Source organism: Paenibacillus sp. FSL W8-0187 (genome assembly GCF_037969755.1).
GTDB lineage: Bacteria > Bacillota > Bacilli > Paenibacillales > Paenibacillaceae > Paenibacillus_AQ.
Genome location: NZ_CP150206.1, coordinates 6,311,498 through 6,326,910, shown reverse-complemented (window position 1 = coordinate 6,326,910; position 15,413 = coordinate 6,311,498). Strand labels below are relative to the sequence as shown.

Annotated in this window: 18 protein-coding genes and 1 other annotated feature; of the genes, 10 read left to right on the top strand and 8 right to left on the bottom strand. The window is 47.9% G+C overall.

Features of this window, described 5'->3' with window-relative positions; all coding sequences use genetic code 11:
* Positions 1-57 precede the first annotated feature (57 nt).
* Positions 58-1,287: a sporulation integral membrane protein YlbJ gene (gene ylbJ / locus MKY48_RS28745; RefSeq protein WP_339268019.1), complete on the bottom strand. Its 1,230-nt coding sequence runs from the start codon at positions 1,285-1,287 to the stop codon at positions 58-60.
* A 410-nt stretch (positions 1,288-1,697) separates the two neighbouring features.
* On the opposite strand from ylbJ, the gene MKY48_RS28740 reads away from it, so the two are divergent.
* Together MKY48_RS28740 and MKY48_RS28735 are read left to right on the top strand one after the other, a co-directional pair.
* The gene (locus MKY48_RS28740) at positions 1,698-2,075 is read left to right on the top strand and encodes a globin (RefSeq protein ID WP_076324869.1); all 378 of its coding nucleotides are present in this window, start codon (positions 1,698-1,700) and stop codon (positions 2,073-2,075) included.
* A gap of 57 nt (positions 2,076-2,132) precedes the next feature.
* Positions 2,133-2,828, top strand: coding sequence for a DUF2225 domain-containing protein (locus MKY48_RS28735; protein WP_339268017.1), 696 nt, complete (start codon positions 2,133-2,135; stop codon positions 2,826-2,828).
* Positions 2,829-2,916: 88 nt separating this feature from the next.
* On the opposite strand, the gene MKY48_RS28730 is transcribed toward MKY48_RS28735, so the two are convergent.
* Together MKY48_RS28730 and MKY48_RS28725 are read right to left on the bottom strand one after the other, a co-directional pair.
* A complete protein-coding gene (locus tag MKY48_RS28730; RefSeq protein ID WP_071222370.1) occupies positions 2,917-3,147 on the bottom strand; it encodes a hypothetical protein in 231 nt (76 codons plus the stop codon).
* Complete coding sequence (locus MKY48_RS28725) at positions 3,144-3,329, bottom strand: YycC family protein (protein WP_076324867.1); 186 nt, start codon at positions 3,327-3,329, stop codon at positions 3,144-3,146. The genes MKY48_RS28730 and MKY48_RS28725 overlap by 4 nt, the downstream gene beginning before the upstream one ends.
* A 144-nt stretch (positions 3,330-3,473) precedes the next feature.
* On the opposite strand from MKY48_RS28725, the gene MKY48_RS28720 reads away from it, so the two are divergent.
* Positions 3,474-5,267, top strand: coding sequence for a M3 family oligoendopeptidase (locus MKY48_RS28720; RefSeq protein ID WP_339268015.1), 1,794 nt, complete (start codon positions 3,474-3,476; stop codon positions 5,265-5,267).
* Between the two features lie 287 nt (positions 5,268-5,554).
* Positions 5,555-5,959, top strand: coding sequence for an O-methyltransferase (locus tag MKY48_RS28715; RefSeq protein ID WP_076324865.1), 405 nt, complete (start codon positions 5,555-5,557; stop codon positions 5,957-5,959).
* A gap of 93 nt (positions 5,960-6,052) precedes the next feature.
* Here MKY48_RS28715 and MKY48_RS28710 read toward each other — a convergent pair whose 3' ends face one another.
* Both MKY48_RS28710 and MKY48_RS28705 read right to left on the bottom strand, forming a co-directional pair.
* On the bottom strand, positions 6,053-6,274 hold the full coding sequence (locus tag MKY48_RS28710; RefSeq protein ID WP_339268012.1) for an alpha/beta-type small acid-soluble spore protein: 222 nt from the start codon (positions 6,272-6,274) through the stop codon (positions 6,053-6,055).
* A 213-nt stretch (positions 6,275-6,487) separates the two neighbouring features.
* Positions 6,488-7,480 carry an aldose 1-epimerase gene (locus tag MKY48_RS28705; RefSeq protein WP_339268011.1) on the bottom strand — a complete coding sequence of 331 codons (993 nt, stop codon included), beginning with the start codon at positions 7,478-7,480 and terminating at the stop codon, positions 6,488-6,490.
* A 176-nt stretch (positions 7,481-7,656) separates the two neighbouring features.
* Positions 7,657-7,899 (top strand) — a binding site (T-box leader).
* Positions 7,900-7,987: 88 nt separating this feature from the next.
* Between MKY48_RS28705 and trpS the strand changes: the two genes are divergently transcribed.
* Positions 7,988-8,974: a tryptophan--tRNA ligase gene (gene trpS, locus MKY48_RS28700; RefSeq protein ID WP_339291774.1), complete on the top strand. Its 987-nt coding sequence runs from the start codon at positions 7,988-7,990 to the stop codon at positions 8,972-8,974.
* Between the two features lie 12 nt (positions 8,975-8,986).
* On the opposite strand, the gene MKY48_RS28695 is transcribed toward trpS, so the two are convergent.
* Positions 8,987-9,154: a hypothetical protein gene (locus MKY48_RS28695; RefSeq protein WP_179090693.1), complete on the bottom strand. Its 168-nt coding sequence runs from the start codon at positions 9,152-9,154 to the stop codon at positions 8,987-8,989.
* Positions 9,155-9,275: 121 nt separating this feature from the next.
* Between MKY48_RS28695 and MKY48_RS28690 the strand changes: the two genes are divergently transcribed.
* The 3 genes from MKY48_RS28690 to MKY48_RS28680 all read left to right on the top strand — a co-directional run bounded on the left by MKY48_RS28690 (position 9,276) and on the right by MKY48_RS28680 (position 11,415).
* Complete coding sequence (locus tag MKY48_RS28690) at positions 9,276-9,494, top strand: alpha/beta-type small acid-soluble spore protein (protein WP_015737431.1); 219 nt, start codon at positions 9,276-9,278, stop codon at positions 9,492-9,494.
* A gap of 285 nt (positions 9,495-9,779) precedes the next feature.
* The gene (cyoE, locus tag MKY48_RS28685) at positions 9,780-10,718 is read left to right on the top strand and encodes a heme o synthase (RefSeq protein WP_076324861.1); all 939 of its coding nucleotides are present in this window, start codon (positions 9,780-9,782) and stop codon (positions 10,716-10,718) included.
* A gap of 79 nt (positions 10,719-10,797) precedes the next feature.
* Positions 10,798-11,415, top strand: coding sequence for an SCO family protein (locus tag MKY48_RS28680; RefSeq protein ID WP_076324860.1), 618 nt, complete (start codon positions 10,798-10,800; stop codon positions 11,413-11,415).
* A 59-nt stretch (positions 11,416-11,474) separates the two neighbouring features.
* Here MKY48_RS28680 and MKY48_RS28675 read toward each other — a convergent pair whose 3' ends face one another.
* Positions 11,475-11,846, bottom strand: coding sequence for a toprim domain-containing protein (locus MKY48_RS28675; RefSeq protein ID WP_339268005.1), 372 nt, complete (start codon positions 11,844-11,846; stop codon positions 11,475-11,477).
* Between the two features lie 425 nt (positions 11,847-12,271).
* Positions 12,272-13,441: an MFS transporter gene (locus MKY48_RS28670; protein ID WP_339268003.1), complete on the bottom strand. Its 1,170-nt coding sequence runs from the start codon at positions 13,439-13,441 to the stop codon at positions 12,272-12,274.
* Between the two features lie 180 nt (positions 13,442-13,621).
* Here MKY48_RS28670 and MKY48_RS28665 point away from each other — a divergent pair, with 180 nt between their 5' ends.
* Together MKY48_RS28665 and MKY48_RS28660 are read left to right on the top strand one after the other, a co-directional pair.
* The gene (locus MKY48_RS28665; RefSeq protein ID WP_076324857.1) at positions 13,622-14,068 is read left to right on the top strand and encodes a hypothetical protein; all 447 of its coding nucleotides are present in this window, start codon (positions 13,622-13,624) and stop codon (positions 14,066-14,068) included.
* A 109-nt stretch (positions 14,069-14,177) separates the two neighbouring features.
* A complete protein-coding gene (locus MKY48_RS28660; protein ID WP_339268001.1) occupies positions 14,178-15,326 on the top strand; it encodes a transglutaminase domain-containing protein in 1,149 nt (382 codons plus the stop codon).
* Positions 15,327-15,413 lie beyond the last annotated feature (87 nt).

Sequence of the window (15,413 nt, the reverse complement as noted above, 5' to 3'; positions counted from 1 at the left end):
AGCTCCTTTGTAAGGTTATATAAAGATGATAATCAATCTTGGAGAAGAACACAATGTTCACCTTGGGAATTTGCGGATTTTCTGCTGCAGTCCTCGAATGATCTGAATAAACAACGCAACCGCAATCAGGAAACCAAGCAGGATGCAGAAAGCCGCCATAATATGGGTATACCCGTTTAGGGCGGAATCCGAAACAGCCGGCAGCGCCATGGTCGGTATCGAAGATCCCATAACACTTCTCCACAGCAGTAATACAGCGGTCGCGGCAATCACACCATGTATCAATCTGGCAATGACAAAAGGGAAGTATCTAAGGTTGGTAGAGTTCAGGATGCTGATGATCTGGGCATGAACGGACAAGCCGCCCCATGACAATATAAAGGCAGCCGCGGCCACTTTGTATGGCAATGGAATTGCCGCCCCCGCTTCGCCGGCATATCGAGCACCGAGTGTGACCTCAAACAATCCTCCTACGATGGCTGTGGATAAGGATTCAGGCATCTCAACTAGAGATAACAGCAAACTGATGACTTCAGTTAGCGCTGGCATCGCGCCGGCCTGGGTCCAGAGCTCAAGAAATACGGAGAAGAAAACGACGAGCCCGCCGACAACGATAATGAGCTGAAGCGATGAATGTATCGCTTGTCTTAACAAGGTGCCGAGGTCTCGGCCATCCTGCTCACGTGCCGCGTGCATGGCATGCAGGGCGGCCTTTAGTCTGCTTGTCTTAGCCTGGGATAGGTGGAGTGAATCGGTTGCTCTATTGGATTCATGCCTGCCATGAAATCTCATAATCAAGCCTACGAGGAAACCTCCACCATAATGGGACAAGGCAAGGATCAAACCAATCTTGGGGTCGTGAAAGAACCCGATAGAGACCGCTCCAATTAGAAATATAGGGTCAGAAGAGGTAGTGAAAGCAACAAGCCGCTCACCTTCCTCCCGGTTTACCATTTTTTGTTCCCATAGCTTGGCGGTTAATTTGGCACCGACCGGGTATCCTGAAACATATCCCATCGCTGCCACGAATCCTCCTGCGCCCGGAATACGAAACAACGGCCTCATCATAGGGTCCAGGAGCGTGCCTATCAGGTGCACTACGCCAAACCCCAGCAGCACCTCTGAAATAACAAAGAACGGGAATAGGGAAGGGAATAGCACGTCCCACCATATCGACAGGCCGCGGAGTGCGGATTGAAGCGCAGCTTCGGGAAATAAAGCCATTAGGACAATTACGCTGAGCAGTGCCGTCACAAGCAAGAGCCAGCCCATTTTTTTCATGGTCATAATAAGGAATACGCCCCCTGGCATCGATGTGAATGATAGAAATATAGGTCCGTTGTTAAAAATCTATGCAGGATATAGGACAAACAGTATAAAAAAACATGAGAAAGCGGTTACATTTATGCTTTATTTTCGGGGATATTGTGCTATAATAAAAAACATCAAAGCACATCTTTCGTATTATGTTTGGATGGAGTGATGATCATGAGCATAGTCGCAGGTATCCTAGTATGCGCCTTCGTTTATGTTATACGTGCTTCTCTCGTCCAGAGTGAAGAGGACTGGCGCAGTTATTAATAAGTTCTAAAAGGTGCTAACCATGGCTTAGCGCCTTTTTTTGTTGTTTTTTGGTATAATGGATAGGTACATCCAATCGAAAGCGAATCATATAACAGATGGGAGAATTAGCGGATATGGATCCGAACTTAAGCATCTATGATAACCTCGGGGGTGCCGAGGGTGTACGTTCGCTCGTCGAAGCTTTTTATCCGAGAGTGCAGCAAAATGAGCTGCTTTCGCCATTGTTTCCGGAAGACATTATGCCGGTGATGGAGAAACAATATATGTTCTTGAGCCAGTTTTTTGGAGGGCCAGCCTTGTTCTCGGAAGCATTCGGACATCCGATGATGCGGGCCAGGCACATGAAATTCCCGATTACGGATCGCCATGCCGAAGAATGGCTTGGCTGCATGGCAGGAGCCCTAATCGAAATTGGCGTGGAGGATGAATTACGTGATTTTGTGCTGCAGCGTCTGTCCGGTCCCGCCCACCATTTCGTGAATACTCCTTAGTGCCATATACCTACATCTAAACAGGAATTAGACACGAATGAAGGGATGGCGAATGGCGTGAAATTGGAACCCTTGTATTCCATCAAGGTGATTTGTGCGCACTGTGAGCATGAATATGTAACGTCCAGGGTGAGACCCAGCTTTAAAAAGGCATACCGTACAGATACGGATTTTTGCGCTTACTATAAATCGGAGAATCCCGATTTTTACGTGGTGCGGATCTGTCCTGAATGCGGTTTTGCCTCCACGGAAAACTCGACCCTGAAATTGAACGAACGGCAGAAGGCGCTCTTTTATGAGCAAGTCGGATGCCGCTGGGAGAAGAGGGATATGAGCGGCTCGCGCAATCTGGAGGATGCTCTGGAGTCGTACAAGCTGGCTCTCCTCTGTGCGCAAGTGATCGGGGAGCGGGATCGTATTGTGGCCAGCCTGCTGCATCATATCGCTTGGCTGTATCGTTATCAGGGCAACGAGGATCAAGAGAAGCGGTTCTTGAGTTATAGCCTGGAATCCTATGTCCGAGTGTTTGAGCTGGAAGGGGTAGGGGCGAATGATGCTAGGCTGCTGTATCTGATCGGGGAGATCCACAGAAGGCTGGGACAGTTTCAGGAGGCGGTTCAATGGTTCTCCAGAGTGGTCCAGGATGACAAGATTATGGATGCCGCGATGATACGCGCATCCAGAGAGCAGTGGAAGCTGATATCCGAGCAGATTCGGGAGCAGAAGAACACGGCACTTCAGGCAGAGTCCTAATGTCCTAATGCAAATAGCCCGCTGAAGGGTGGGTCAGCAGGCTATTTGGATAAACACGAATAGGCTGAACTCATGCTCTACGGTGAAGTCAGCGTAATCGCTGATCCGTGAGCAAGTAGTCGATGTCGCTGTCCAGCACGGTTACTTTGTTGTGGCAGCAGGGGAAGATCAGCAGCTTCTTTTTCCCTTCCCTTACGCTTATCAGTTCCTTGGGTTTCATCGGCAGCAATACATTGTCGGTTCCGCAGAATGGGCAGCTGTGTACATACACGTCGTTTCCAACGACATCATAAGGCCAAGTATTGGAAAAAGGAATCATGAGTTCTCCGATGATGGGGACTCATCATCTTGTTTCGCTGCTTTCGCTTCCTCATTCTTGGCAAGCTCGGCAATTTTCTGCATTAATATATGCTGAGGCATATGCATCAGCTGTTCCAGCGGAACGCCCAGCTGCTTGGATAATGTAACGGCCGTCTCCGGTGATATTTGCAAAGGTCTCATGGCTTTTGGCTCCTTCAGCAGTAAATTGGTTGTAGCAGGGATAACATAAATTGAGTTATATATAGTTATACACTTTTCCCTAAGTCCACACAAATGGTATTCCGCTTGAATTCATATTTTATTTTGAAAGGTGATGAATGTTCGATGGCACTTCAACAAACTTGGGATTTGGAATCGATATTTCCCGGAGGCTCTTCCTCACCGCAGCTCGTCAGCTTTCTTGAGTCTCTTGAGCAGGATGTACATAATCTTCAGCAAGCCGTTAAAGCATTGACCGTTCCGGAAACCATGGAGGGCGCCTCCAGCCTTGAACGCTTCCTTGAGCAGTTCCAGAGCGCCTATGCCCGTATCCGTGAAGTCTCTGCATTCGTGGGTTGCCTGACCGCGCAAAATGTGAATGACAAGAAGGCCGTTCAATTATCCGGACGGGTAACGTCGTTGTCCGCGACCCTGCAATCGGTTAAGAACCAATTCGATAACATTCTTCGTGGAATGGATGACGAACTCTGGACCGCTTGGACCGGTACAGATAAGGTGTCCGAGCTTGATTTCGTATTGAACGAAAGCCGTAATCTCGCAAAGGATAAGATGAGCCCTGAGTTAGAGAGCTTAGCTCTATCGCTTGGCGTAGACGGTTATCATGGATGGGGAGAGTTCTACGATACCATCGTTAAGAAAATCCAGATTCCGTATGAGGAAGACGGTAAGACGGTCATGTTGTCCGCAGGACAGGCATTCAATAAAATGCATGATCCTCGCCGGGAAGTACGCCAATCCATGTTCGAAAAGTGGGAGCAGGCATGGGGAGACTCCGCTGATTACTGTGCGGATACCCTTAACCATTTATCCGGCTACCGCCTGAAGCTGTACGAGAATCGCGGCTGGGATGATATCTTGAAGGAGCCGCTAGCGATTGGCCGTATGAGCCGTGAGACGCTTGATACCATGTGGGCTGTTATCCAGGACACCAAGTCGGTGCTTGTGGAGTACCTAAACCGTAAAGCGAAGCTGCTTGGTCTGGAAGGCTTGTCTTGGACTGATGTAGATGCCCCGCTGCGTACTTCCGCAACCAAAATCTCATATGACGATGCCGCTGTTAACATTGTGGAGCAGTTCCGTAAGTTTAGCCCGAGATTGGCGGATTTCTCACAAATGGCGTTTGATAAGAGCTGGATTGAGGTCGAAGATCGCGCCGGCAAGCGACCGGGTGGTTTCTGCACTTCCTTCCCGGCTAGCGGCCAGACCCGAATCTTCATGACGTTTGGCGGAACAGCCTCGAACGTTTCGACCCTGGCGCATGAACTGGGCCATGCCTACCATCAGCATCTGATGGGCGGAATTCCGGTGCTTAACCAAAAGTATGCGATGAATGTTGCTGAGACGGCATCTACTTTTGCTGAAATGATTGTTTTTGATGCCATGGTGAAGGGTGCCGGCAGCGAAGAAGAAAAGCTGGCACTGTTGGAAGAGAAAATTCAGAACAGCGTAGCTTTCTTTATGAATATTCATGCCCGTTTCTTGTTCGAAACGCGCTTCTATGACAAACGGAAGAGCGGCCTGCTCAGCAGCGAGGAAATTTCGGAATTGATGGTGGAGGCGCAGAAGGAAGCCTACTGTGATGCTCTGACATCATACCATCCGCATTTCTGGGCATCCAAGCTTCATTTCTATATCACAGGGACGCCGTTCTACAATTTCCCATATACCTTCGGTTATATGTTCAGTACCGGCCTTTATGTTCGGGCATTGGAAGAAGGTCCGACCTTTGCAGATAAATATGATGCCCTACTTCGTGACACCGGCGTGATGTCCGTGGAGAATCTGGCAAGGAAACATCTGAACGTGGATCTGACCCAGCGCGAATTCTGGCAAAGTGCAGCCGACTCTTGCGTATCTGATATTAGACAATTCTTGCAAATGACGGAACATATGGCGTGATTTGTTGATTTTCATCGGAATAACAGATAAAAGAATTTGCTAGAGGATTTTGCCTCCCCAGTATATGCAAATTCCAACCTATGAAGAAGCCCGCTGGGGCTTCTTTTTTTGTCGTAAAAGAATGAAAGTTGACGCAATAAAGGAGCTGAAAACTAAATTATTTGTGCAATTTTAGTAATAAATACCCAAATGTGTTGAATATTGTTGATACATTGATTCCTTTACCCTATAATGAGTCATAAGCCCTAGTAATAGGGAGAATTTACTAATAAAGGAGGGGAGAAGAGATGGTAAAACTAGATCAATTATCACTGGCTAGACAATTGGACATCGTTTTTAAAGAGCTGGAAGAAGAGTTGGGAGGTCTAAGTTCAGGGACAGTATTTGTACAAATACGAAACAATGTAATTGGTAAATTTGGCATACGGCATAATCCATTGGCTGGGCGTAACGGGGTCATAGCTCCACTTGAGGAGGGGCTAAGTGAAGCTCAACAACTCTCTTTTCGTACGATGGCGCTTGAAAGTCTGAAACATAAACGCCACTGGACACACGGCGAAATCAGTTATGAATTTATGGTACGACAAGGCATTGTCGTTGTAGATGCTATACTTGAATCCAACTATAACATGGCCAACTTGATGATTCGGTACCCTCGTAATACATATGCCGAAGCTGCTTCGGAATCCTGAAATCATTTATCATATAGAATATATAACGAAAGAGGCGATCTTTGGGGAGAAGATCGCCTCTTTCTAATTACGGCTGGAGGGAAGAGATGCGAATTACTGGTTCGAACGACCCGATAATTGCTGCTCAGCCAATTGTACCAGACGTTTGGTGATGTAACCTCCCAAAGAACCGGTTTCACGGGAAGTATAGTTTCCATAGTAACCGTCTTGTGGAATCGTTACGCCCAGTTCTTGAGCAGCTTCCATCTTCAATTGTTGAAGAGCTGCAGTTGCTTGAGGTACGACAAGATTGTTAGAAGAACGACCTTGAGCCATGTCATGTCACCTCCTTTGATGTTGTATATGGATATTATGACTGAATCCTAGGAATCTCATTCGTGCTTGAGGCAGATCATTTGGTGGTAAAATTATCCGAATCGCTGGAATAGTCGTTATCTTAGACAAACAAGAGCAGCCCTTTGAAATCAAAGGGCTGCTCTTGTTTAAAACATTAAGTATATGAAGATCTTATGGCTCACCTGAAATGGCTTAACTACCCTGCTCTGCCTCCGGCGACGTTTTTTGGACGCTGATCTGGGTATTCAGGTTCACGGTCTGTCCCGGTTCCAGATGAATCAGGCCGGTTTCTTCGCTTGGCAGATTCAAATTGGGCGCGTTCGGAAGCCAGGTATACGGCTCGATGCAGAGGAATTCCTCTGCGACGCCTTTCGTATAGAGCACCCAGTGCTTGAAAAAGGCGCGGTCTGCCGAATAATGAATTTGGTAACCATCATCCCGTTGAAGCATGGCTTCGGCTGGTTTGCCTTCCGGGATTTTCAATATCGTATCAAGGTCGGCTTCCTTCAGGTTGAGTCCGGAATTCAGTTGTTCCAGATGGCCAAGCGGTGAAAGATCGCCGTTTGGAATCAGTTCATTATTCAAGGTATAAATGCCCTCTACAGGCAGATCCAGCGTCCAGCGATGGGGCTCACCATCGAGCAGGAACCACGTATGGTAACCCATACCGAACGGCACAGGGCTAGAACCCAGATTCGTTGCACGAAGACTCTGTGATAAGCGGGCACCCTGAAGACGAAAGGTCATTTCCAGCTTCAGCGGTACTGGGAATTGGGCAATCCATTTTGGATCATCCGATGATATGAACTCTGTCGAAACGGCGCACCCATCATCCTCTTCCTCTATGTCGCTGACACACCAAGCCTGTGATCGGTGGAGACCGTGGATATGATTGTCGTTCGCGGTATTTTGATCAAATTGATACGTTGTTCCGCCATACTCAAACTGGCCTTTGGAAATCCGGCCTGGCGGAATGAGCATCGGGATGCCGAAGTGGTAGGGCTTCTGAAGATAGAATGCAAGCTCACTTTCATCTGGTTTTCGAAGGATTTCGCGTGAGTTTTCAAGGTCTTTGATTCCAATGACATTGTTACCTAGACGAGGAAGGAGAGTCACTTCAAGACGGCCGCTGTTTAAAATATAGGTGTCGTAACCATTCCACTGGCCTTTGGTCACTTGATTCATATCGATGCTCCTTTACTAACAGAAATCATGGTCTTGACGATTAACCACATCATAACAGATTTTTGCGGAAAGGGTAAAAGAAATGCTTCAAAACATCGGACGACTTGATTCCAAAATAGAATTGACAAGGCAGAGCAAGAGTTTTATCATTGCATGTAATAGTGATCCAAAATGATTGAAACACGATGACAAGGACAAGTAAGCAGGTGCGGCCCATCCTTCAGAAAGCCGGTGGTTGATGTGAACCGGTGGATCCGCTTTGCTGAATGGACCTTTGAGTGCCAGGCTGAACAGGGATTATACTGTTATTCCTTAATATGCCGGCCGGGTATTCTCCGTTACAAGAATAGAAGGCTGCAGCTTAAGTATTAGAGTTTGTGCAGCGAATAAGGGTGGCACCACGGTCTCACGTCCCTTGCGGATGTGAGGCCTTTTTGCGTTCATATATGTTCCCTCGAGCGGGGCAGACTTTGGATTAAGAAAGTTTAAATAAATGGAGGGCTAGTCATGAAAACAGTATTATCGGGAATTCAGCCAAGTGGCAATTTGACACTGGGCAACTACATTGGAGCCATTAAAAATTTTGTTAAGCTTCAAGACGAGCATAATTGTTACTTTATGGTCGTCGATCTGCACGCCATTACGGTACCGCAGGAGCCAAGCTCGCTCCGAGATCGCTCAGAGTCGGTTGCGGCACTGTACGTTGCAGCCGGGATCGACCCAAGTCGCGCCAATATTTTCCTGCAATCCCATGTTCCTCAGCATGCCGAGCTGGGATGGATCATGACAACGATGGTGAATATGGGCGAATTGGAACGGATGACACAATTTAAGGACAAATCGGAAGGTAAAGATTCCGTGGGAGCCGGTTTGTTTGTCTATCCAGCGCTTATGGCTGCAGATATATTGCTGTATAATGCCAATCTGGTACCGGTCGGAGATGACCAAAAGCAGCATTTGGAAATCACGCGCGATTTAGCTTCAAGGTTCAATCATCGGTTCGGTTCCTATTTCAATATGCCGGAACCGTTCATTCCGGAAGTAGGCGCACGAATTATGTCGCTGGATGATGCTTCTAAAAAGATGAGCAAAAGTAATCCGGTTGAGGGCAGTTATATTGCGATGCTGGATAAGCCGGACCAAATCCGCAAGAAAATCAGTAGAGCTACAACCGATTCCGGGGCCGAAGTGGTCTATGACCCATCCGCTAAACCAGAGGTTAGCAATCTGATGAGTATCTATTCGGAATGTGCTGGGGTATCCTTGCAGGAAGTACAGGCGCGTTTTGAAGGGAAGATGTACGGGGCATTCAAGAAGGAGCTTGGCGAAGTTGTAGTAGCCGCTCTGGAGCCACTCCAAAACAGATACTACGAAATTCGCCAAACCGGTGAAATCCATGACATTCTGGCCAAGGGAGCAGAGCAGGCACAGAAGACTGCAGCTCAAATACTGGATGGCGTCAAAGACAAGATGGGCTTTCTGGCTCGTAAATAAGCAGGGTTCTTCTTAAGAAGGCTTGCGTTTGGATTTGATAATAAATCCCCAGCCTATGTTGAGAATGGAGAGCAGAGCCAGACCGACGGCCAGAAATCCGTTGTAGCTGATGGATATAGCCGAGGCGGTCAGCAGGATGATCGAAGAGACCGCAAACCATAGGGATAAGCCTTTACTCATATGAAAAAAACCTCCAAAGATAAAAATTAAAAAAATACGTATAACGTTGCAAGAAGGAGCCATAATAAGTTTGCAAGCTTGCACTGGAATAACAGACATTCAGTGAAGGGAGATATTTAATATGGCACGCCGCAGCAACAATTTGGTTGTACCTCAAGCAACTGCAGCATTACAACGTTTGAAACTCGAGGCTGCTCAAGAACTAGGCGTAACGATTCCTCAGGACGGTTACTATGGTAACTATACTTCCCGTGAAACAGGATCCCTGGGTGGATACATTACAAAACGTTTGGTACAGCAAGCAGAACAGGCTCTTTCGGGGTCTGGCCGCACGCTGTAATCTCTTTCTCATAACGTGAGTATGGAAGCCCGGAGCGCTATCATTGCGCTCCGGGCTTTGTATTCATATTAAGGGATCGACACCCATCTTTGCTACATAGACAAATTGTGCCTTAAACAACGGCATAACGTCAAGAATATATCGCTTCCAAATGTCACTGAATTGTCATATAGATGGAACGAATTCCGAAGGATTGCTAAACACTTTTTACTAATGATATGATAAACTTTATAGCGGAGGCAGTACTTCCTCCATAACGACAGATACAAGGAGGAACGTTTACACGTGGATAATCACTTGAGATACCAAGCTCCTTCAGAATCCGCAGCACTTGCCTCGGCAGCGCCTGCACCTCCCGATAAGGCGGGGACTTGGAAAGATTTTATCACGGTAACGAAGCCCGGAATCATCCGGTCAAATTTGATAGCGGCTTTTGCCGGATTTTGGCTAGCATCGCGTTGGGATATCCAATTTGGATTGATGATTATGACACTTCTCGGAACCGTGCTTGTTATGGCTTCGTCCTGTGTTTTCAATAACTATTTCGACAGAGAGCTTGACATGAAGATGGAGCGTACACGGAATCGCTCACTTCCAACCGGACGGCTGACACCAAAGGTTGTTCTTTGGTATGCCATCATTCTTGGGGTCGTTGGACTAGCCATGTTATTCCTGTTCTCAGGGGTATTGGCAGGGATATTCGGAGCGATCGGAATGTTCGTATACGTTGTGGTATACACATTATGGTTAAAGCGGTCATCAACATGGAGCACGTCGGTAGGCGCTATTTCAGGAGCGATGCCGCCGGTGATCGGCTATGTGGCCGTGACAGGAACCGTAGATATGGCTGCGGTTTTGCTGTTCGCTCTTCTGTTTCTCTGGCAGCCGCCTCATTTCTGGGCACTGGGCATTCGCCGGGTTGAAGAATATCGTGCAGCGGGCTTTCCGTTATTGCCGGTAGTTAAAGGAATTAAACGCACGAAGTATCAGATGATCCCTTACCTGGTACTGCTTATACCGATCCCCATCCTGATGTACACGTATGGATACGCCGGTATATTCTTTCTGGTTATCGGACTCCTTCTGGCTATTTGGTGGCTTTACGCCGCGCTCCAAGGTTTCCGTGCTAAGGACGATGAAGCTTGGTCCAAAAAAGTATTTATTATCTCCATCAACTACTTGACCTTGAGCCTGATCGTTCTCATACTCAATACCACTTTTTAATAGGTGGAAGGGCTTTAACGCTGAACTAAACCTGGCAAGAACAGGGATTGCCTGAGACGAAGGGAGAACGGGGAAGGTCATGAATGCATTCAAACGTTACAAATGGACTTGGGTACTACTCGCTGTCTGCGTAATAGCAGCTATTTACCTGGTATACAACTCGCTAGGATTTGGAAAAGAAAAGTTTCCAATCGTTCGTGAGGTAGCCGCTTACTCCATGGAGAATGTGGATGGAAAGACGATCACATCGGACGATACCAAGGGCAAGGTTAAGCTCATGTACTTCTATTTCACCAGTTGCCCGGATGTATGCCCGATTACAACACTGGTTCTTTCGCAAATACAGGAAGACTTGAAGAAAGAGGGCATCTTCGGTAAAGAAGTTAACTTCGTGTCCATCTCCTTTGACCCGGAAACCGATACAAAAGAGAAGATTAAGGAGTTCGGGGACCGTTTCTATGCGGATTATAACGGCTGGTACTTCCTTCGTGGAGATCAGGAGGAAACACGGAAGCTGATGCAGGACTCTTTCAAAATCCCGCTGCTCGGCAATAACTCGACGAATTTCACGCATGGCAATTCCATTGCATTGGTTGACCGGAATAACAATATTCGGAAGACCTATAATGCAGCGGATCCGGCCCAAGTGAAGACCGAGGATATTGTGAAGGACATTAAGACCTTAATTAAGGAATAACCTATAGGTAAAACCAAAAGGCGCGCTCTATCGTTAAAGATGGAGGACGCCTTTTTTATTTAAAATAGTGATTTCTGATCTGCGTTGTTAATAGCAGGAGGCGGGTAAATGATGAACTCTTCCAGTCCGGCCTTCTCTAACTGGGCAATCAGGTATTCGTCAGGCGTTCCTTCAACTCCTGCGTATCCCCGGCGCGTATAGATCTGTTCGGCATCAGGGAAGATGTCGCGCAGGGCACCGCGAATTTTCTTGCCGGAGCTGTCGTTATCCATAAAAAGATACACCTCTTGATCCTTCACCTGTTTATGAAGGCTTTCCAGCTTGGCGGTGTTTAGCGTTCCAAATGTGCACAGGATGGTTATATCCGATGTCAGCAATCGGCGTAGTCGGCTCCGGTCGTTCTTGCCCTCTACAATGAGGAATATCGGCATCTTTTTTCACCTCTGTCATGATACGGAGATCCTTGGCAGCATTCCCCGGGAAATGATGATCCGCCGTCGAATGATGGTTGTGTCGAATGGTGTATGTATAGTTTAACTTGTTTTTTATCGATCATGCAAAGCGGGCAAAATAAACGGCCATCCAAATGGATGGCCGTAACAAGGTTAACCCATGTTTTCTAGAAACAGCTCAAGATAATGACGAGCAGAATGTACAATACAAGAACCATTCCGACTGAATTTCCATAACCCCCATGGCAATGTTTATGATGAACATGACTCATGATTACTTCACCCCTTGGTTAGATGTACGTGGTCATTTGCCACACTGTATCTTATGTGGTTTTACCCATATGGATTGTGTATTGGCCCATCCTTATCTTTTTGGGCGCTGGCTTAAGACTGGTGCAGCTTCCTTAGACGGTTGAGATTGGGGTTTCTGGTGAGACAGCTGTTAAAGGTGCTTCACGATTGCGTTTGGGGAGCAGCAGCAGCACGGTCATCAGCATCAGAAACGCGATAAAATAAGGGGACACCACCGTTCGGAGCTGTCCTGCCGCAATAGGACCTACAAAGGAACCCAGCGACATGGCGATGGATTGCAATGAGAAGACTTTCCCGAGTCTGCCTCCGCCGCTTAGCTCTATGAACAGTGAGGATAATGCCGGAAACAGCAATCCTTTAGCAAGTCCGAGCGCAAACAGGATGACCGTGATCGGTACATGGTCTGCTGCAGCCAGGGCGTAGAAGCAAATAGCGAGCCCCAATACGCCGATGGTCACCCTGATATAGGGCGCATAACGATTGAGAAACAGCATGCTTAATGTGACCAAAGCTCCAAGGCTAATGACGGAGAATAGAAGCCCGGTGGACATAATGCTTGCCAGCCCGCTTTCCCGCAGCGGTATTTCAAAGAACAGGATTCCTTGAGAGCATGCGATAGCAAATGGAATCAGATATAAGCGCAAGCTAAAAGGAAGCCGCGCCGGTGTCCCGCTGTTGATCGGAACAGCCTGCCCTTTATCTCTATCAGCGGCTGACAGAGGCTTCGGGAGACTGAGAAACGCCATCAAGCCGGTGAAAATCAAAAGCCAGCCCAGACTCTGGAATGTACCGGAAAATCCTGCCTTGGCTACAATGAAAGCGCCGGCGGCCGGTGACAAGACAGAGGCAAGAGTGTGGATCACGCCATGACCGGACATATATTTGCCTTGCGTAACAGGATCCCGGGAGAGAGACGCAAGCAGCGCCAAACAGGCCGGTGACAAAAAGGCCAAGACGAAGCCGCTGATCGAGCGGAGCACGAGCAGCTGCCAGGGCAGTTGGACATGAGCCTGGAGCAGCAGGATAACACCAGCAGCGGTTAAGCTGAAAATAATGTAGCGTCTGCTGCCGTGCCGATCGATCAGATTGCCTGCAAGCAGATTGCCAGGCAGATGAGTTAAAGCATAAATGCCCATCATCCAGCCGATAAACGTAGGGGCTGCGCCAAGGGAGATGGCAAAGGGCGTCAGTACTGGATACTGAGCATGCAAATCAAAAAACGCCAGAAACAAAAACATATAGAGCCATAATGCGGTTTTCAATATGGCACCCTCCTATCCGGCAAAAGTTGATATGGTACTACTACTTGTACGTTCGAAAGGGCAAGCTTATACCTTTTTGTGAAAAGACCCGGTTGGCTGACAGCTTTGCGGGGTATCATGTATAATTAATAAGACGGCATGAACCGCCGCTTTTGAAACGATGAACGGGAGTGAATTGAATTGGATACTCAGGTCTGGATTGAATTTCTTAAACAAAACTGGCTGGTCATTGCTATCGCCTTAATTATCTTGTTTATTGTGCTGAATGTGGTGAGAACCGTCATTAAGTGGGCGCTAGCCGTACTCATCATCGTGGGATTGTTGGTGTATAGCGGAATTTCCCTGGATAAAATCGGCGAGGTTGTAACCACGGTGAAGGAAGAAACGGTGGACACGATAAAAAAAGAAGCGCTGAACATGATGATGAAAGAAGCGAAGGAAGCAAAATATACTTCGAATGGGGACGGTACCTACTCCATTAAAGCTCCTAATCTGGAGCTGAAAGGAAGTGACGGTTCCGAAGAGGTTGAAGTCACTTTCCGCGGTGTTTCGGTTGGAAAGTGGGATATCAACGATACGATTCAGAGCTTTATCGATGATGCCAAGAGCAATACGGCCTCTAAATAAAAAAAATGAAACGCAATCGGAAGCGAATGTACGAGGGCGGCAGCGTTTTTAGTGCTGCAGCTCGCTTACATCGGTTGACAAGACATCATGGGGAGAGGAGGGGATACCGTTGATGTCGGCATGGAAGGATAGTGTGCTCGATGGGAACGGAATCACCATCTTGCTGCTGCTGATTGTGGCTTTTTCACTATTGCAGGGATGGAGTCGCGGAGCCTCCCGGTCAGCCGGGAAGCTTGTTTTTTTTCTGGGGGATGCGGTGCTGCGCTTGGTTGGGCTTGCGATCTCCGTACCTTTTACATTATGGTTATCACCCAAGGCAGGCGATTGGCTAGGGACGGCCTCCAGTTTACCGAATCGAGAGCTGCGCTTCTGGGAACAGATTTATTATACAGCCGTAAAATCGCTGGCGGATTTCCCGCTGCTGCGGTTTGCGGTGCTGTTTATGTTAAGCTACGCCCTTATCGTATTTATGCTGCGTCTGCTCGTTTCCCTGATCATGGGAGGCAGGCTGGGACTCTTCGGAACGAGAAAAGATACGTCAGCATCGCTGCTGAGCCGGCTAACAGGCGCGGGAATTGGCGTCATCATGGGTGCTGCCCGGAGCATTATTGTTATTGCGATCTTATTCATCTACGTCAGTCTAAATCCCGACCACGGCTTCAGCCGGTACGTTGAGGCTTCACCGGTTTATCAGCAGGGAGCAAGGGCTGTGATAGAACCTTTGTCGGGTTCTCTCGTCCGCGAGAAGCTGCCGGTCTTTACCCAATCGGTTCAAGAAGAATTGAATGGGATCATTCAGCGGAAGTATGAGGTCATCGACCACAAGATTCCCGAGGGCATTGAGCAGACGGCAGCCCATATCGTGAAAGGTGCGTCAACCGATGAAGAGAAAGCCCGAAAGCTCTATGATTGGGTTGGCAGCAGAATAGCGTATGATCACGACAAAGTGACATTGTATGAAGAGCAGCGGATATGGAAAGAGCAGACACCACAGGATACGTACGAAACAAGGTTAGGCGTGTGCATTGATTATGCTCGGCTGTATGCCATGATGGCCCGGTCTCAGGATCTGAAAGTTCGGGTCGTAACTGGCAGGGGATATAATGGTCAAGGCGGTTATGGTCCCCACGCCTGGAATGAGGTTTACTTGAGCGAAGAGAAGCGATGGATACCGCTGGACCCGACCTGGGCACAGAGCGGCAACTGGTTTAATCCGCCGCGCTTCAATGAGACACATATAAAAGAACAAGTGTTTTGATAGATGTGTTGGGATACGGAGAAGGGCGGACTTTGAGCAAGGGAAGTTCGCCCTTGCCCGTAGGAGGGGCCTTCCAGATGAAGTGGG